We start from the raw sequence: 18,395 nt of genomic DNA, 5'->3' as shown, positions 1-18,395 counted from the left end.
TCGCAAGGCAGAACACAACGCGGGTAGCGGGGGACACCTCCAGGATCCCGCAAAAATCCCGCAAGCCACGCCGGAACCCCCGGAATGGCCGGAATAACCTGAATGCTCGGACGGTTCTGACCTGCGGAACTGTGAAACCACTGGTAGTGGAATCGGGTTGCAACGTTTGCAGAGAATATCGGCGTTATGGCCGCCACGCGCGTCTATTCCACGGCCGCGTATTGGGTTGCGGCCCTGACCGCTATTTTGCTGGCGTTCGTCCCGAAGTTCGGTGCGCTGATTTTCACCATCCCCACCGGCGTGCTTGGCGGGGCCACCCTCGTGCTCTATGGGCTTATCGGCATGCTGGGCGTGCGGATCTGGATGGATAATGAGGTCAACTTCAATAACCCGGTGAACCTGACGGCGGCCGCGGTGGCCTTGATCGCGGGCATCGGCAACCTGACCCTGACCGTGGGTGGGGTGAGCTTGGAGGGCATCGCCTGGGGCTCTGTCGGCATCATCATTGCGTATCCCATCATGCGGCGGCTGTACGAAACCGTGGGCGAAGGCCACGACGCTAAATACTAAATTCTGTGGATAACTTTGTTGACCCCGCCGCGAAATAGCGCCGTGGCGGTACGGTTCGCGGCCTAATCCACAGGCCTTCGTGCGTGCGGTCGCGGCCGCGCCGGATTGTGCGTTGTACTAGGCGGCATGAACGCACTCGACCGTTATTTAACCGCGCTGGGCCAAGGGATGGATATCATCGCCGCCGCCCGGGGCTTAAGCGAGCGTGATGTGGTGCAGCGCGGCGCCAGCGACATCGCCGCGCGCGAGGTGGTGCATCTTTGCGATGTCTATTTTGGCCGCTGTGCCTTTAGCGCCAAGCAACGCACGGCGCGCTCGACGACGCACCCGCTCGACGTGCTCAGCCTCATCGAAAAGTTCGCGCTGCGCGCTCGCACTCAGCGCGATGCTTGGGCCATACGCTCCGAGTTATGTGAGTTCCGCGGAAGCGCCACTGCCTTGCGTAAGCGGGCGCGCGACCTCTTGCGGGAGCTACAGCCGCCCCGCACTCCGAAGAAAGGGGTGCGGATCACCCGCCGGCCGCGCGGACCGTGGTCGTTGACCATCACCGGGGAGTCCGCCGACGTCGCCGATATGCACTCTGCCCTTGATACCGAGCGCCCATTGGAATCGGTCAAATCCATCTTCTTCGGCGGGAAGTCTGGGGCGCGCACCACCGTCACTACGCAGGTGGTCATCACCTTGGACGAGCTCGACCGCATCGTCGATGGCGATGGCGAGGAAATAACCCTGCAGCTTACCAATGGCTCGCGCATCAGCGGTGCCGACCTCGCGAGCCGCGTCTTAAGCGATCACGGGTACATCACGCTTGTGCATCCCGTTGAAGGGCCGGTCAACTTGTACCGCACGTCCCGGTTTGCCAACGCGAAGCAGCGCTTGATGGCGGCCGCCTTCAATCCCGTATGCCCCTGGGAAAAATGCAATTATCCTGCCGATGAGTGCCAGATCCACCACCTAGAAAGCTGGCAGCACGGTGGCAATACCAATGCCGCTAACCTCGCTACTTGTTGCCCGTACCATAACGGCGTCAACGATGATGACCCGCAGGCCCCGCCGCGGCGCGGGAGATTGGCCCGAATACAAGGAAAGGTCCGCTGGCTTCCGCCGTGGGCCACGAACCCCGGCAGCCCGAACGAAAACGACAGGCCGCCATCCTAAGAATCCGGGACAAGAGGATTAGCACAAAAAGATCCGCACCCCGCACGGATTTACAGGTTCAGGGTCAAAATCCTAGCGACCGTGCTTATGCGCCGCGCGAGCGAGCTGAATAGCCGGCGCAATGGGCACTGGGAAACCCGCCGATGGATCGCAAAAGCTCCCCGCCGTCAAGGCGAGGAGCGTACGAGTCGTGTTTAAACGCTAGTTATGAGCAGCAGCGCTTAGGAAGCGTCGAGATCCTGCTCGATGAGGCCGGCGATCTTCTCAACGGCTTCTTCGTTGTCAGAGGTAACGGTGACCTCGTCGCCCTGCTCGGCACCGAGGGCCATGATCATCAGGGAAGAAGCCGCGTCGGTTTCGTTATCGTCATCTTCACCGACGAGGTTCAGGAAGATGTCCTCGTCGTATTCGCCGGCGGCGTCAGCGATGATGGAGGCAGGACGTGCGTGCAGTCCTACAGAGGAGCCCACCTTTACAGTCTTGGAAGCCATGGAAATTATCCTTTCTGTAGTTAATTTATCGTGATCCAGTGTACGAGCGTTTGGTTTATGCCGCCACGTTCTGGGAACCGGTTTTGGTCTCTGGAGCAGCCTTTTGCGCAGCTTGCTGGACGGTCTTATTGGGCCAGAATTGCTTCATGGCCAAGACCGCGACGGTGGATACCGTCACGCCGGCAAGGATGGCTACCAGGTAGGCCCAGAATGGGTCGATAGCGAAGGCAACGAAGATACCACCGTGCGGGGCGCGCGACTCGACCGACAGCGCCATGGAAATAGCACCCGTCACGGCGCCACCAGCCATCATGGAAGGGATGACGCGGAACGGATCGGCCGCGGCGAAGGGGATGGCGCCTTCGGAGACGAAGGATAGGCCGAGCAACCAGGCGGACTTACCGTTTTCCTGCTCGGCAGGGGTAAATAGCGACTTGCGGATGAAGGTTGCCAAGGACAGAGCGATGGGCGGCACCATGCCGGCAGCCATGACAGCGGCCATGATTTGCATGGAGGCTGCATCGCCGGTGGACAACCCTGCGGTGGCAAAGAGGTATGCGGCCTTGTTGACCGGGCCACCCAGGTCGACGCACATCATCAGGCCCAAGATGATGCCGAGCACTACGGCAGAAGACCCAGACATGGAAGACAGCCAATCTTGCAGGCCCTCCATCAGCGCGGCCAGTGGGGCGCCCAGCAAAAGGTACATCGACAGGCCAACGACGAGGGAAGTCAGCAGCGGAATGATGACCACCGGCATGAGGGAACCGAGCCAGCGCGGGACTTTCCAATTGCCAATCCACAGGGCGATAAAGCCGGCCAACAAACCGGTGACCAGGCCACCGATAAAGCCCGCGTCGAGGGTCACGGCGATAGCACCGCCGACAAAGCCCGGCGCAATACCAGGGCGCCCGGCCAAGGCGTAGGCGATATAGCCAGAAAGTGCGGCGACAATAAAGCCCATCGCGGCCTGGCCAATGGCAAAGAGAACCGCGCCTATATAGAGCCCGAACCCGGAGTTCTCGAACGACATGGTCTCGCCGTCGACGGTAATCTCATTGCCCGGCAGGTTGGACAGGGAATAATCCGTGGAAAGCGCCTGCCAGCCATTGGCCATATCGGCGCCGCCGAAGAGGAATCCGAGGGCCAAGAGAAGGCCGCCGGCGGCGACGAACGGCACCATGTAGGACACGCCGGTCATAATCGCCTGCTGGATGCGCTTGCCCCAACCCAGCGATTTTCCTTCTTCTTCTGCGGAGGAGGAAGAGGCGGTGCCAGAGACCTTTCGGGCATTTGGGTTCTTCGCCGCCGCGATGGCCTCGTCGAGCATCTTGCCGGGCTCGTTGATGGCCCGCTTGACGCCGGCTTCGATGACGGGCTTGCCCGCGAAGCGCTCGCGGTCGCGCACGCCAACGTCTGTGGCGAAGATGACCGCGTCGGCAGCGTCGATGGTGGACTGCGAGACCGATTCATTATTGGACGAGCCCTGGGTTTCGACGGTGAGATCGACGTCGTCGCGCTCGCCGGCGGTTTGGGTGAGGGCATCGGCAGCCATGTAGGTGTGTGCGATTCCGGTTGGGCAGGCCGTGATGGCAACGATGCGGGTAGCTTGCGCCGAAGCACCCGCGCTTGCCGATGCCCCTTCCGCAGCCCCAGCTGCAGCCTCCGCGGCGTCCTGCTTTTTCTTCTTCGGCTTTTCCGCGTTGACGACGGCTAAGATTTCCTTGACGATTTCCTCCTTCGTCGACGCGGTGCGCAGGGCCTCTAAAAAGTCCTTGCGCACGAGGGCGCGGGCGAGCTTAGAAAGAATCTGCAGGTGGGCCTTGCCACCGCCGGCGGGTGCCGCGATGAGGAAGACCAACTGGGCATCGCCGTCGGGGCCGGAAAAATCCACGCCGCGGGTAAGGCGGGCGAAAGCCAGGGTCGGCTCGGTGACGGCCTCGGAACGGCAGTGGGGGATGGCCACGCCGCCTGGCACGCCGGTGCCGGCCTTGGCCTCGCGGTCTATGGCGGGCTGGGCGAGGCCTGTGACCTCGGTTGCGCGCCCGGTATCGTGCACCAAGGTGGCGAGGTTGGTGATAACGGAGTCGACGCTATCGCCAAAGTCGGCGTCAAGCGCGACCAGTTCTGTGGTGATGAGATCGGATGCCATGATGGAAGGCTCCCTTAGTTATAGAGCGGAGATGGAGGTATGGGCGGTATCGAGTTCTTCGGGACGGGGGAATTGGGTGCCGGGTTTGGCGGCCGCGGCGGTGCCATAAGTCACCGAGAGCGCGAGGGAGAATGCCGGTCCTTGCCCCTGCGTGCGCCCCAGGAGGTATCCGGCCAATGCAGCATCACCTGCGCCAACGGTCGATTTCACCGTGACGGGAGGCGGGGTGGCAGCCCATGCGCCTTCTGCGTTTACCAGTACGGCACCGGCGCCGCCGAGGGTGACGAGCACTTCCTTGATGCCGCGACCCACGACATCCCTTGCAGCCTCCACGACCGGGCTGTAGTCCCCGGCCGCAGCGGCGCGCTCGAGGGCGAGGCCATCCTGGCCGGTTAGCTGCCCTAATTCGAAGCCGTTGGGTTTGATGAGATCCGGGGCGGTGGTAGCGAGCTGCATGGCGATGGCCCTCATCGGGGCATCAGAGGTATCCACGGCGATGCGCGCCTGCGGGGCGGCATTGCGGATCTCCTTGATGAGGTCGGTATACCAGCCGGCGTCAACGCCCTTGGGCAGCGATCCGGCAAGGGCTACCCAATCAGCGGATTGGGCATGGTGGGTAAGGATGGAAATGAGGTGGTTTTGGGTGGCATCGGAAAGCAGCGGGCCAGGGCCGTTGACCTTGGTGGTCGTGCCATCTGGCTCGGTGATGGTGGTATTGACGCGCACGCCGCCATCCATGTCCACGTGGGCATAGGGGAGGTGGACCTCCTGGATGAGGTTGATGAATGGATCGGCCGCGCGGGCGGGGAAGAGGGCGAGGGTTTCTTTCCCGGCGAGGTGCACGGCGTGGGCGACGTTGACGCCTTTGCCGCCGGCAACCTGGGTAACACTGGCGGCGCGGTGGACATCGCCTGAGGTTAGTGGCTGATTGAGCGCCAGGGTGGCGTCAATACTTGGGTTTGGGGTGAGCGTGAGGATCATCGAGAACTTATCCCTTTCGCAGAGTGCGTATATTGGGGGCCACACGCAGTCGGTCCGGTTAGAACTCGCGGTTAAGCCCGCCGTTAATGTTTATTCTTGCCCGATTGTGTTGGAAAGTCAATAGAAACCGTGTGGCATACATTGCATTTCTGTTGGATTTGTGATGATCTGGAAATAAATAAGCCGCTATCTTCGAAGGAAGTATCGCCATGGAAAATACGCTTCAGTCCACTGTTAAAGGAACCGGCGTTGTCGCTGGAGTTGCCTATGCAGAAGCCGTATGGGTGCGCCCCCGCCCGGAGCTGCCTACTGAAGGAAGTATTGACCAAGAGGCCAGCAGCGAAGCCGAATACGATCGCTTCCTCGAGGCAGTCGATGTCGTCGCCAGCCGCTTGGAAAACCGCGCCGCAGCCGCCGAGGGTCAAGCCTCGGAAGTACTGACGGCGACCGCCGGCATGGTCAAGGACCGCGGGTGGCACAAGGCCGTGCGCAAGAACATTCGCTCGGGCAAGAATGCCGAGTTCGCCACGGTGGGAGCCACGGATAAGTTCGTCACCATGTTTGAGGCGGCCGGCGGCGTCATGGCCGAGCGCACCACCGACCTGAAGGACGTGCGCGACCGCGTCATCGCCCAGCTGCGCGGCGAGCAGGAGCCCGGTTTGCCCATGGTGGAGGGCCAAGCGGTGCTTTTTGCCGATGACCTCGCGCCCGCCGATACCGCCACCCTGGATACCGCGCATATTCGCGCGCTCGTCACCGAACTGGGCGGGCCCACCAGCCACACCGCGATCATCGCACGCCAGCTCGATATTCCGTGCATCGTCGCCGTGGGAAATAAGCTGCGGGAGATTGAAAGCGGCACGCTCGTCTTCGTCGACGGTGCCCTAGGAACCGTGACGCTGGGCGCGGACGAGGAAGAATCCACTAAGGCGGTCGAGGAATACCGCGAGCGCGCCGCCCGCGTGGCCGAATGGACTGGGCCGACGCAAACCAAGGATGGCCGCCGCGTGCAGCTTTTGGCCAACGTGGCTGATGGCAACGCCGCCCGCATCGCCTCCGACTCGCAGGCAGAGGGCATTGGCCTCTACCGCACGGAGCTGTCGTTCCTGTCCGCGAGCGAGGAGCCTTCCGTTGACGAGCAGGCAAAAATCTACAAGAAGGTCTTTAACGCCTACCCCAATTCCAAGGTCGTGGTGCGCACCTTGGACGCTGGTTCCGATAAGCCGATTTCTTATGCCACGTTGTCCTCGGAAGAGAACCCGGCGTTGGGTGTGCGCGGTCTGCGCATTGCCCGCGATAACGAGTCCCTGTTGACGCGCCAGTTGGACGCCATCGCCCAGGCCGCGGAGTCCCGCGGCGACGATGCCGAAACCTGGGTCATGGCACCGATGGTGGCGACGTCGAAGGAAGCCCAGTGGTTTGCGGAGCTGTGCCGGGAGCGCGGACTGACCGCGGGCGCGATGATTGAGGTGCCCGCAGCAGCGCTGATGGCGGATAAGATCATGCCGCATCTGGACTTCGTATCCATCGGCACCAATGACCTCACCCAGTACACGATGGCCGCTGACCGCCTGTCGCCTCAGCTTGCGTACCTCACCGACCCGTGGCAGCCGGCCGTGCTGAGGCTTATCCAGCACACCTGCATTGCAGGGCACGAATACAACGTACCGGTTGGCGTGTGCGGCGAGGCTGCAGCCGATCCGCTATTGGCCTGCGTATTGACCGGCCTTGGCGTCAATTCCTTGTCGGCTGCGTCGACCGCAGTCGCCGGCGTTGGCGCCCAATTGGCCGAGCTGACCTTTGACCAGTGCCAACAGCTTGCCGATGCCGCCCTCAACTCCGAAGGCCCCTCCGCCGCCCGCGCCGCAGCGATGGAGCAGATAGAAAAGTTCAACTAACGGCCAAAGGTTTCGCCCTCCCTACCTCGGTGAGAAATGGCACCGGAGTAGGGAGGGCGAAGTCGTGCGCGTGTTGGAGCTATTCGCTGGCGAGCACGACATCGATCTCTCGCTCGCGCAGGGCGTCAACGAAGGATTCCGGTGCGCCGGAATCGGTGATGACGACATCGATATCGGCAATGGAAGCGAAGCTCACCAGATAGTCGTTGCCCAATTTGCTGGAATCAAACATGACCACGACCTTGTGGGCATTCGTGACGAAGGCAGATTTGATGGCTGCTTCTTGGGAATCGGCCGTCGACAAGCCGTGGTCGAGGGTCAGGGCATTAGTGCCGATGAAGGCGACATCGGCACGCATGAGCGCCATGGTGCGCAAGGCGGTATCGCCGACGACGGCTTGGGTGATAGCGCGTACGGTGCCGCCGAGGAGCTGGACATCGGGAACGCCGCTATTGGCTAGCGACAGCGCGATGGGCAGGCTATTGGAGACGATATTGAACTGCGCCTGCGGGTATTGCTGGCTGATGAGCTCGGCAAAGGTATTAATCGTGGTGCCGGCGTCCAAGAAGATGCTGCCGCCGCCAGGGGGAAGGAAATCGAGCGCGGCGTGCGCGATGGCAGCCTTGGCCCCAGATGCGGAACGCTGGCGGGTATCGAGGGTGAGCTCCGCGGTCTGGAACGCCTGCGAAGCCACGGCGCCACCGTGAACGCGGTGGACAACGCCCTCACGATCTAGCACGGCTAGGTCGCGGCGAATGGTTTCAGCAGTCACGTCGAAACGCTCCGATAATTCGGTGACGTTCACGCGACCCTCGACGGCAGTTTGGGACGCGATCTGGCGGCGTCGCTCCTCTGCGTACACAGACCCTCCTTGCTCCTTGCCTTCGTCCGGGCGGTTACTCCGTCTGCGAATGCAGGCGTTCGGTGAAAGCTAACTGATGTGGGATTTCTCCCTCCATTGTGTCAAAATTCGGCGGTAATCGGACGAAAACAAAAATTAGGGTGTGCGCCGTTGTCTGGTTTGGGATGAAAGCCGCAGGTCAGTCAGCTATATTTGCCCTAGTTGAAAGCCAACCCTAGTAGCGCTTAACTTACAGATCCGTTATTTCGGGGGTGCTTTTTCAATAAGTCCCGCGCGCTTAAGTTGGCTTTTGGGGCGCGATTGCGAGGCAGAAAGGCATGGAATGTGTTAAAACTCGTAGGCCCTGCTCCCCAAGCAGGGGAAACAGGGCAGCGTACTAAGTGCAAAGAGCGGGTTTCAAGAAAGCGGGCGCAGAGTGCAGGCGGCGACAACAGCCGCAGGCGAAAACTCGCGTGCGGCTTGGTTAACGTAGCTTGCCGGGGCTTAGAGTTTGCGGAAGACGGATACTACCTTGCCCATAATTTCCGCATCATCGCCGTTGATGGGCGGGTAGGCATCGTTGTGCGGAAGGAGCCATACGCCAGAGGAATCGCGGTGGAATTCCTTGACGGTGGCCTCGGAGCCATCGAGAAGCGCGGCGACAAACTCGCCTTCCTCAGCCACCGATTGCGACCGAATGATGACCCAGTCGCCGTTGAGGATGCCGGCATCCTGCATGGAATCGCCCACGACCTGCAGCATATAGAGCTCGCCCCCGCCGACGACCTCGTCTGGCATGGGGAAATACGTGTCGATATTTTCCTCTGCGGTGATTGGTGCACCGGCGGCGATGCGGCCAACGACGGGAATATAAGCTACGGCGGCAGACTCTTCAGGGCCGCGGGCAGAGGTATCGGGGATCTCCTTAGACTTGCGGCCCGGCTTCTTTTCGGCGTCGTCAGTGTTGAGGTGGCGTACGTCGACCGCGCGGGGCTTATTGGGATCGCGGCGCAAGAAGCCCTTTTCCTCAAGCTGCTTGAGCTGATAGGCCACGGATGAGGTGGATTGCAGGCCGGCGGCGTCACCAATTTCGCGGATGCTGGGCGGGTAACCGCGGAGCATCACTGCATCGCTGATGACGTTAAGGATGCGGCGTTGCCTTTCGGAAAGGGAGGCGTAATCGTTCTTTGCGGTGCTTGCTTTCTTGCGGCCCATGTGCGGCTCCTAGCTAGGGGGTCTGAGGTTTCTGCGTTCGTAGCTTGAAAAGGGACTGGGTGACACCTGCGTGCCATAACTCATTTGTAGCACGAAAAGTACAAGCGTTCGAGATTTACGCGAAAAACTGGACAGGTTTTCGAAGGGGTGCTATAAATCGAACATAGAAACAGTCTCGAACACAGGAGCGACATTGAGCTCTTGCTGTGTCAAGGGGCCGCTTTAGACTTACGGCGGTCGTCGAAAGGAAAGCAATGTCTCAACTACTTAACTCTCGCAATAACACGGTTAAACAACGCGCGGCACGTCCACAGATCGTCCCTTCAGCCGCCATTTGGGATATTGATGATCAAAGCTGGGGCGTGCAGCATTCTCCTTCCGAAAAGAGGGAAATCAGGACCTTAAATTCCGTATATCGAACGAATCGTGAAGGTTATTCGAATACGTGGACTGATGAAAGTTTCTTACCTGATTTCGCGAACAGGCCGATGAAAGAAGACGATGCGCAAAGTTCGCGCAAGAATTACCTCCTTGGTGCAGTATTTGGCGCTGCCGTATTTTTCGGCACGATTGCCGGCGGGCTGATGGGTACGAATGCTGAAACGCCGACTGATCCTGGCGCTTCGGTACAGCAAGTAGAAGCAGCGATCGGTCAGTAGCGCTGCGTGTACTAAAGCAGGCCACTAAAGCAGGCACTTCGGGGTTTAAGGCTTGGAGCCTTGTTAGGCAGCAGCTTGTTTACCAGCGGCAGATAGGGCCTGCTTGCTTCACGGAGACCGGCACGCGAGCAGGAGAGGTCTTTCGCAATGATGTCAGGTTTTTGGCTTGGCCTTGGGAGGTAAACTAAACCGAGAAGCTAAATTAGCGAAAGGACTAGTGTGTACTGCCCGTTTTGCCATAACGAACAATCCCGCGTTATTGACTCGCGCGTGGTTGATGCTGGCGCATCGATACGGCGCCGGCGGGAGTGTGCTTCCTGCAAGGGGCGCTTCACCACTGTGGAAAAGGCCGTACTGCTGGTTGTTAAGAGAAATGGCCTTGCTGAGCCATTTAGCCGGGATAAACTCATTCGGGGCGTTAGGCGCGCGTGCCAGGGTCGTGACGTTAGCGATGATGCCTTAAAAAAGTTGGCCCAAGAGGTTGAGGAAACGGTGCGGGGGCATGGTTCCTCGCAGGTGAATGCCAACGAAATCGGGCTAGCGATTCTCGAGCCGCTGCGTGACCTAGACGAGGTTGCATATCTGCGCTTTGCCTCGGTGTATAAATCATTCGAGAGCGCGGATGACTTTGAATCGGAGATTCGTTTGATGCGGCGCCGCGATCGCGGGGACCTTTAAACTGCGCAGTGTAGGACGATTTCTCAGCCGTGATACGGCCGTTCCTGCGCAGGATCGAAGCAGTCTTAAATGGCATTTTGTGCGCATGATTCCGCTAGAGCCTGCCCAATGTTCACGCCGCCGGCGGCCGAGTAAGCAGATTTTTAGCTTAGGTACGGCCGGCCGGGTGGCCAGCCAGCAGACCGAGCGGCCAGCAGGCCGGACGGCTAGCCAGCGGACCGGGCGTCCGTAGCGGGGAGCCGGGGTCCTCGGTCGGCGGTGGGACCGTGACGTTGGGGAGACTAGCGCAGCTTATCCACCGCTTTTTGAATCCTCCGCAGGGATACTGCGTGGGCCGTGCCGAGGCGCTGGGCAAAAAGCGAGACCCGCAATTCCTCAATCATCCAGTGGATGTCCTTGACCTCGCGGGTCTTTTCGCGGCCCGCGGGAAGGTTTCGGAGGCGGTTTGCTAGGTAGGCCTTGGCATTATCGACCTCTGCTTGGCGGTCCGCATCGCGATCCGGATCGAGCGACATGTCCTCCAAGCGGATGCGCATTGCCTGGATGTAGCGGGGAAGGTGGCGCAGGTGCGCGGCTCCGTGCACGGTGATGGCATTCGGCGGAAGAAGGAAATTAAGTTGGTTTTCCATATCGTTGATGGCGGGACCGTCCCACTGGGAAAGCTCGGCGCGGAGGTTGGAGTACTCAGCCAAGCCAGGCGCGATCGAGACGATTGATTGTCGCACGCGGCCGGGGACCTGCGGTTTCACGGTATCCTTGAGCTCGGAAAACGCCTCTGGCGAGCGCACGGGGCCGCCGGCTTCGAGCATGAGGTCGCGGATTGCCGCTACGCGGGCGTCATTCACCAGCCCGTCTGCGCCGCTATGCGGATAAGAATCCACGGCAACGCGTTGCTGCAAGGGAAGCCCCTTGACCATTTGCGCGGTCGAGACGGAAATCTCGCGCATCAAAAGCGTGAGGGTGGTGGTGACCATGGCGGCATCGGCAGCCGCCTTGGTGGGATGAGCCTTAAGCTCGACGCCTTCCTTGGTAGCCACCAATGCTGGGTAGGCGGTGACCTCGTGGCCATCGACGGTGGTGGTGACGGTCTCGTCAACGGTGCCGAGGGTATCGTCGGTCCACTCGCTGACCGCGGTGGATTCGGCGGTGCGGCTTACCCGCGAGACGGACGATTTAATGTGGCCGGCCTGGCGCTCGCGCAGGGCGGCAAGGTCCCTATCGGAATCGATGATGGTGCCACGCTTGTCGATGGCCGCGTAATTCATCCGCAAATGTTCCGGCAGCTTGTCCGGTTGGAAGTCGGAGGCGTTGATGCCGTGGCCGCCGAGCTCGCGCAGGACATCGGCAAGCTGCTGGGTAAGCGGTCCTTCGAAGGGGATGAGGCGTTCCATGGCGCGTTCGGCAAATTCTGGGGCGGGCACGACGGTGCGCCGCAGGGCCTTGGGAAGGGAACGAATAAGCTCGTTGACGAGCTCGAGCCGCAGGCCGGGGACGAGCCAATCGAAGCCTTCGGTATCGAGGCCGGCAAGCATGGGAACGGGAACCATGACGGTGACGCCATCGAGGGGATCGCCGGGCTCGAATTTATAGGTCAGCTCGTAATCGATGGAGCCCTTGCGCCAGTGATCGGGGAAGGAGACTTCGGTGACGTCGTGGGAGTCATCGACAAGCGTGGCTGGGTCGAAATTCAGCAGATCGGGTTTCTGGCGGCGCTTTTTCTTCCACCAGGAATCGAAATGCCGGCCCGTGGTGACCTTGTCTGGAATGCGCTGGTCATAGAAATCAAAGAGGGTATCCTCATCCACGATGAGGCCACGGCGGCGGGCCTTTTCCTCGTACTCGGCGGCCTCATCAAGGGCCTGCGCGTTTGCCTTGAGGAAGTCATGATGCGCATTCCACTCGCCGGCGATAAGCGCATTGCGGATGAACATATCGCGCGCAGCGACGGGATCCACGCGGTGATAGGGCACGGTGCGATCCGCGACGATGGGCACGCCGTAGAGCGTGGACTTCTGGTGTGCGATGGCGGCCGCGCGCTTGCGGGACCACGTGGGATCGGAATAGTTGTGTTTGAGCAGGTCGGCGCCGAGCTTTTCCACCCACGATGGGTCGATAGCGGCGACGTCGCGGGCCCAAAGCCGAGAGGTTTCGACGAGCTCAGCCGCCATGAGGAACTCCGGCGGCTTTTTGGATAAGGCGGAACCTGGAAAGACGAGGAAGCGGGTATTGCGCGCGCCGTGGAACTCCTTGGAATTACCGTCGCGGGCGCCGATATTGGATAGCAGTCCGGATAGCAGCGCGATGTGAATATCGTCGGAGCGGCGCTCGGTGGCTTCTTGGTAATCCCACCCCAGCTGCTTGGAGACGTCTTTGAGCTGGCGGACCAAGTCGAACCACTCGCGGATGCGCATGTAGTGGAGGAACTCCTGCTTCATGCGCTTGCGGAACTTATTGCCCGATTGCTCATTGCGGGTCTGCTTGATGTAATCCCACAACTTCAGCATGGACAAAAAGTCAGAGGTCTTGTCCTTAAAGCGCGCGTGCGCCTGATCGGCTTGCGCTTGGTAGTCCAGCGGGCGTTCGCGCACGTCTTGGATGGTCATGGCGGCAACGATGATGATGACATCGTGGAGGCAGCCGTTGGTATGGGCCTCGATAAGCATGCGCGCCATGCGTGGATCGAGTGGGATGCGGGCCAAGTTGCGGCCGGTTTCGGTCAGCGTGGGCTTCTCGTGCTTATCCTGGAGCGCCCCGAGCTCGTGGAGGAGGTTGAGGCCATCGCGAATGGCCTTGAACTGGGGTGGCTGGAGGAAGGGGAATTGCTCGATATCGCCGAGCTTGAGCGAGACCATCTGCAAAATGACGCTGGCCAGGTTGGTACGCAGGATTTCCGGGTCAGTAAATTCCGGACGGCTTTGAAAGTCCTGCTCGCTATAGAGGCGGATGGCGATGCCATCGGCGACGCGGCCGCACCTACCGGAGCGCTGGTTAGCAGAGGCCTGCGAAATCGGCTCGATGGGCAGGCGTTGCACCTTGGTCCGCGTGGAATAGCGCGAGATGCGCGCAGTGCCGGTATCCACGACGTAGCGGATCCCGGGTACGGTCAGCGAGGTTTCGGCGATATTGGTGGCCAAAACGATGCGCCGCCCGCGGTGATTGCTAAATACGCGGTGTTGTTCCTGGTTGGATAGGCGCCCGAAGAGGGGAGCAACCTCGACGTTTTTCCATTTTTTGGCCTCGATGGCTTCCATGGCATCGCGGATATCGCGCTCGCCGGGGAAAAAGCAGAGGATATCGCCGTCGCCTTCTGCCATGAGCTCCTCGATGGCCTCGGTTAAGCCATCGAGCGGGTCTTGATCCACCAGCTTTCCACCGGCCTCGAATTCGAGGGGACGGTAGCGGATTTCTACCGGGTACGTGCGCCCGGAGACCTCAATGATGGGCGCGGGGGTGCCATTGGGTTGGGCGAAGTGCTCGGCAAAACTTTCCGGATCGATGGTTGCGGAGGTGATGATCACCTTGAGATCGGGCCGCTTGGGAAGCAACCTCTTGAGATACCCCAAGAGGAAATCGATATTCAGCGAGCGCTCGTGCGCCTCATCGATAATGATGGTGTCGTATTTATTAAGGAAGCGATCGCGCTGCATTTCCGCTAGCAGGATGCCGTCCGTCATGAGTTTTACGGCGGTGTTATCAGAGACCTGGTCATCGAAGCGGATGGCGTAGCCCACCGACTCCCCAATGTCTTGGTCGAGCTCGGAGGCGATGCGCTCGGCGACGGTCCGCGCGGCGATGCGGCGCGGCTGCGTATGGCCGATAAGGCCGCGGCGGCCCCGGCCGATGTCGAGGCAGATCTTGGGGATCTGCGTGGTCTTACCAGAACCGGTTTCGCCAGCGATGATGACGACTTGGTTTTCTTCAATCGCTGCGGCGATATCGTCCTTGCGGGCGCTGACTGGCAGGGAATCGGGGTAGGTGAGTTGGGGGACGGCGGCATCGACAAGCGCGAGGCGATCTGCGGCAGCCTGGATATCCTGGCCGATTTCGCGCAGGGCCTTGGGGGCGCGTGCCTTCGACAGGCGGCGGCGGAAGCTGCGGGCCTCGGCGATGGTGACGTTGTCTAATGCTGCAAAAAGTTCATCGCGGCTAGGAGCCTGCGACGTCGTGGTTTCATGCTGTGTCATGGCTAATCTATGAGCTTACCCCGGTTACGTGGAGTGGAAAAAGTTGCTATTGTGAAAGCACTTATCTCAACGATACTTTTCTCGTTGCGCCCAACCCGAATGCAGAAGGAAGGCACCGCTGATGAACGACGATAAATCCGGTGGAAATGACGATTTTCCGCGCTATGAACCGACTGACCACCCAGAAGATCAGCCGAGCTACGGAAGCCTGCCGTCCTATGGCGGCAGCCACGAGAGTGGCAGCCACGAAAGCTCCGGAAACCAAGGATATGCGGGCTACCAAGCACAGGATAATACCGTAAATTCCGGCGGGTTTACCGGAAAGCCCTCGGCCATTGATTCGATTTCGTGGGCCTTTCGCACGGTATCTAAGAATTGGAAATTGTGGATCCTCGGTGCCTTGCTCGTTGGCGTCATTGTCATCGCTTTTTCCGGCGTAAGCATAGCCGTTGCTCCCGCAGAGGGTGCGGATGCCTCCGGTGCGGGATCCATTGTGCAGATCGTGTCCTACGTGATCATGGCCGTCGTCACCTTGTTGGTGATGCGGCTGGCGCTCTTCCAGATCGATGATCCGCGCACTGGGTGGAGCTATGTGGGCAAGGAAGTGCGGTGGTGGCAGCCGCTGGCGATCATGATCATCATCGGCATTATTACCTCGGTAGTAATGTTCATCTTCGTTGGTGGCTCGATTTTCCTCGGCCCAGACGCGGGCACCAACGCCACCGAGGACGAGGCATTGGAAGCCATGGCGGGATTTTTCGGAGTCATGGCTGTAGTGGCTCTCATCGGCCTATTCATCCAGCCGCTTTATATGCTGATGCAGTGGTTTGCAGCCGACGGTGACGGGGTTGGCCAGGCCATTAAGAACGGGTTTAAGGCCGGTAAAGGAAACTACGGCCAGCTCTTGCTGCTGACGGTGCTCAACGCGCTGATCACGATTGCCGGCGGCATCCTATTACTGGTTGGCTTGATTGTCGCCGTACCGGTTACGGTACTGTCTACGGCTTATCTGTTCCGCCAGTGTGCGGGCCGCGCGACCGGCCAAGCTGCGTAAGCGCTTAACTATTGTTGAAGGCCACCGAGGTATTGCTTCGGTGGCCTTCAACGTGTGTGGCGATTTAGTGCTCGAGCGAGCGGGCGAGGGCATTTTCATAAGCGGCGGTAATCAGGGTACCGAATTCGCGGAACTCTTCACTGCGTGCGGCAGAGGAGCGGAAGACGAGGCCGATTTCGCGCTCGGCGGTGACATCGGGGTCAAAGTAAGCTATGCCGAGGTTCTTGCCGTGGCATTCGGTGGCCAAAGCGGACTTGGGGATAAGGGTGCAGCCGAGCCCGCCCATGACCAACTGCATAATAGTGGTCAGTGATGAGGCGCGCGTGACGGAATTCGTTGCCTCTGCCGGGTTGACGTGGGCGTGCCGGCAGAGATCGACGATTTGGTCGCGGAGACAGTGGCCATCGTCAAGCAGCAGCAAATCCAAGTCCCGCAACTCCGCAACCTGGACGTCCGTACGCCCGGCGATGGGGTGATCGGGTGGGCTGACGAGGGCGAAGTCCTCGGTGTACAGAGGGCTGTCGACCATGCCCGTGGCCTCTGAAGGCAAGGCGAGGACGGCTAAATCGAGGTTGCCGTTGCGCAGGCGCGCGATGAGGTGCTGGGTTTGCTCCTCCACAAAGCGCGGCTCAAGTTCTGGGTAGGTCTCCGTAATCATCGCCAGCAAGTCCGGGAGGATATACGGGGCGATGGTTGGGATGACGCCGATGGTCAGCGGGCCGGACAGCGTGCCATGGGCGCCGCGGGCGTGCGCGAGGAAGGTATCGGCGGCCTCGAGGGTGGACTTGGCATAGGGCAATAGCGTTTCGCCGGCCGAGGTTACGATGACCTTGCGGGTGGAGCGCTCGATGAGTTGCACGCCGAGCCCCTGCTCGAGCGCTACCAGGCCCTGGGAGAGGGAAGGCTGAGAGATCTCCAGCTTCGCGGCAGCGGTGCCGAAGTGCTTATTTTCCGCCACGGTGACAAACGTGCGCAGCTGGGCAAGTGTTGGTCGATACTCTTTATTATGCATGCCTATCACTCTAACATTTATCTATAGGATTAGCTATTGACGTGACCGGAATTAATGGTATTGTCTTTGGTGTTGGGCCGGAGAGGGTCCGGCCCGTGGTCCTTGGCACAGGACTGTCGGAAACTTAAAAAAGATTACCCTTTTAAGAAGGAGTTGAAGAACATGCCTATCATGACCGTTGGCGAAAAGTTCCCAGAATTCGACCTCACCGCCCTAACCGGCGGCGACCTGCACAACGTTAACGCTAGCCAGCCAGAGGACTACTTCGAGCAGGTTTCTCTGGACAAGTACGAGGGCAAGTGGAAGGTCGTCTTCTTCTACCCCAAGGACTTCACCTTCGTGTGCCCGACCGAGATCGCTGCCTTTGGCAAGCTGGACGAAGAGTTCCAGGACCGCGACACCCAGGTGCTGGGCGGCTCCACCGATAACGAGTTCGCTCACTTCAACTGGCGCGCAACCCACCCGGACCTGAAGGACGTTCCGTTCCCGATGTTCTCCGACGTGCGCCACGACCTGATTCGCGCACTGGGCGTAGAAAACGCTGACGGCGTTGCTGACCGCGCAACCTTCATCATCGACCCAGATGGTGTCATCCAGTTCGTCTCCGTTACCCCGGACGCTGTGGGCCGTAACGTTGACGAGGTCCTGCGCGTCCTCGACGCACTGCAGTCCGAAGAGGTCTGCGCCTGCAACTGGGAGAAGAATGACCCAACGAAGAACATCGACAAGATGGACGTCGTTCAGTCCCAGCTTTAAGCATTAGTTACGCGTGAGCGCTGTCCCCGCCCCATGAGGCGGGGAGGGCCCGCACCCGACTTGCAATTTAAGTTACTGAGAAAAGATTGAGAAGGAGAAAGACTGTGTCTATCGAGAACTTGAAGTCAGCACTGCCTGAGTACGCCAAGGATCAGAAGCTCAACCTCGGCGCGTTGACCCGCACCACCGAGCTGGATGAAGAGCAGCTGTGGGGCACCCTGCTGGCCTCGGCGGCAGCTACCCGCAATGACACCGTGATTTCTGAAATCGCGGAAGAGGCGCAAGAGCACCTCTCTGAGGAAGCCATCAACGCCGCTTACGGCGCTGCCACCGTGATGGCAATGAACAACGTTGCCTACCGCGCCAAGAGCTGGTTGGGCGATGACTACGCACAGGTTAAGTTCGGCCTGCGGATGAACTTCATCTCCAAGCCGGGCGTGGAAGACGCTAACTTCGAGCTGTGGAATATCGCCGTGTCCGCTATCAACGGCTGTGAGCACTGCTTGGGCGCCCACACCCAGAAGATCAACGATGCTGGCGCGACCAAGGAGCAGGTCTGGGAGGCCATCAAGGTTGCTTCTGTCATTCAGGCAGTCGCACAGGCCGTCCAGATTGAGGCTGCACGCTAAAAGCGCTGCTTAATTAGCCTTGAGAATAAGCCACCCCCGCGCGCTGCTTTCGGTTTCCCATAGGATTCCGGGTGCAGCGCAGGGGGGTGGCTTTTATCGTTTTAGCTAACCCGCGTG

General features: G+C 60.2%; 14 protein-coding genes and 1 pseudogene. 8 read left to right on the top strand and 7 right to left on the bottom strand.

What is annotated here, in order from left to right:
- Positions 1-162: 162 nt before the first annotated feature.
- Positions 163-570 (top strand): annotated as a pseudogene (locus ACLI1Q_RS07510) (solute carrier family 23 protein); the annotation flags it as partial.
- A 126-nt stretch (positions 571-696) separates the two neighbouring features.
- Positions 697-1,728 carry an HNH endonuclease signature motif containing protein gene (locus ACLI1Q_RS07505; RefSeq protein ID WP_302519308.1) on the top strand — a complete coding sequence of 344 codons (1,032 nt, stop codon included), beginning with the start codon at positions 697-699 and terminating at the stop codon, positions 1,726-1,728.
- 221 nt (positions 1,729-1,949) lie between these two features.
- Here ACLI1Q_RS07505 and ACLI1Q_RS07500 read toward each other — a convergent pair whose 3' ends face one another.
- The 3 genes from ACLI1Q_RS07500 to ACLI1Q_RS07490 are packed head-to-tail and all read right to left on the bottom strand — an operon-like array spanning position 1,950 to position 5,352.
- Entirely contained in the window at positions 1,950-2,219 is a 270-nt protein-coding gene (locus tag ACLI1Q_RS07500; RefSeq protein ID WP_239269539.1) for an HPr family phosphocarrier protein, read from the bottom strand.
- A 55-nt stretch (positions 2,220-2,274) separates the two neighbouring features.
- Positions 2,275-4,371: a fructose-specific PTS transporter subunit EIIC gene (locus ACLI1Q_RS07495; RefSeq protein ID WP_284771456.1), complete on the bottom strand. Its 2,097-nt coding sequence runs from the start codon at positions 4,369-4,371 to the stop codon at positions 2,275-2,277.
- Positions 4,372-4,389: 18 nt separating this feature from the next.
- Complete coding sequence (locus ACLI1Q_RS07490; protein WP_239269845.1) at positions 4,390-5,352, bottom strand: 1-phosphofructokinase family hexose kinase; 963 nt, start codon at positions 5,350-5,352, stop codon at positions 4,390-4,392.
- Positions 5,353-5,561: 209 nt separating this feature from the next.
- Between ACLI1Q_RS07490 and ptsP the strand changes: the two genes are divergently transcribed.
- Positions 5,562-7,250 carry a phosphoenolpyruvate--protein phosphotransferase gene (ptsP, locus tag ACLI1Q_RS07485; RefSeq protein WP_239269844.1) on the top strand — a complete coding sequence of 563 codons (1,689 nt, stop codon included), beginning with the start codon at positions 5,562-5,564 and terminating at the stop codon, positions 7,248-7,250.
- Between the two features lie 79 nt (positions 7,251-7,329).
- Here ptsP and ACLI1Q_RS07480 read toward each other — a convergent pair whose 3' ends face one another.
- On the bottom strand, positions 7,330-8,112 hold the full coding sequence (locus tag ACLI1Q_RS07480; RefSeq protein ID WP_239269843.1) for a DeoR/GlpR family DNA-binding transcription regulator: 783 nt from the start codon (positions 8,110-8,112) through the stop codon (positions 7,330-7,332).
- Between the two features lie 483 nt (positions 8,113-8,595).
- Entirely contained in the window at positions 8,596-9,306 is a 711-nt protein-coding gene (lexA, locus tag ACLI1Q_RS07475; RefSeq protein WP_239269842.1) for a transcriptional repressor LexA, read from the bottom strand.
- Between the two features lie 254 nt (positions 9,307-9,560).
- Between lexA and ACLI1Q_RS07470 the strand changes: the two genes are divergently transcribed.
- Positions 9,561-9,965, top strand: a complete 405-nt coding sequence (locus tag ACLI1Q_RS07470; protein WP_411696940.1) for a hypothetical protein — start codon at positions 9,561-9,563, stop codon at positions 9,963-9,965.
- A 219-nt stretch (positions 9,966-10,184) separates the two neighbouring features.
- Entirely contained in the window at positions 10,185-10,643 is a 459-nt protein-coding gene (gene nrdR, locus ACLI1Q_RS07465) for a transcriptional regulator NrdR (protein WP_023017363.1), read from the top strand.
- A 281-nt stretch (positions 10,644-10,924) separates the two neighbouring features.
- Here the strand turns inward: nrdR and hrpA are convergent, their stop codons facing one another.
- Complete coding sequence (gene hrpA, locus ACLI1Q_RS07460; RefSeq protein WP_284771457.1) at positions 10,925-14,827, bottom strand: ATP-dependent RNA helicase HrpA; 3,903 nt, start codon at positions 14,825-14,827, stop codon at positions 10,925-10,927.
- Positions 14,828-14,948: 121 nt separating this feature from the next.
- On the opposite strand from hrpA, the gene ACLI1Q_RS07455 reads away from it, so the two are divergent.
- Positions 14,949-15,881, top strand: coding sequence for a hypothetical protein (locus ACLI1Q_RS07455; protein ID WP_239269839.1), 933 nt, complete (start codon positions 14,949-14,951; stop codon positions 15,879-15,881).
- A gap of 64 nt (positions 15,882-15,945) precedes the next feature.
- On the opposite strand, the gene ACLI1Q_RS07450 is transcribed toward ACLI1Q_RS07455, so the two are convergent.
- On the bottom strand, positions 15,946-16,893 hold the full coding sequence (locus ACLI1Q_RS07450; RefSeq protein ID WP_239269838.1) for a hydrogen peroxide-inducible genes activator: 948 nt from the start codon (positions 16,891-16,893) through the stop codon (positions 15,946-15,948).
- Positions 16,894-17,055: 162 nt separating this feature from the next.
- Here ACLI1Q_RS07450 and ACLI1Q_RS07445 point away from each other — a divergent pair, with 162 nt between their 5' ends.
- Together ACLI1Q_RS07445 and ACLI1Q_RS07440 are read left to right on the top strand one after the other, a co-directional pair.
- Positions 17,056-17,649, top strand: coding sequence for a peroxiredoxin (locus tag ACLI1Q_RS07445; protein WP_023017366.1), 594 nt, complete (start codon positions 17,056-17,058; stop codon positions 17,647-17,649).
- Between the two features lie 104 nt (positions 17,650-17,753).
- On the top strand, positions 17,754-18,278 hold the full coding sequence (locus ACLI1Q_RS07440) for a carboxymuconolactone decarboxylase family protein (protein ID WP_239269837.1): 525 nt from the start codon (positions 17,754-17,756) through the stop codon (positions 18,276-18,278).
- Positions 18,279-18,395 lie beyond the last annotated feature (117 nt).

The sequence above is a fragment of the Corynebacterium limaceinasi genome, assembly GCF_046717465.1.
Taxonomy (GTDB): domain Bacteria; phylum Actinomycetota; class Actinomycetes; order Mycobacteriales; family Mycobacteriaceae; genus Corynebacterium.
Note: the sequence above shows the minus strand (reverse complement) of the source record. Positions and strands in the feature narration are given on the sequence as shown.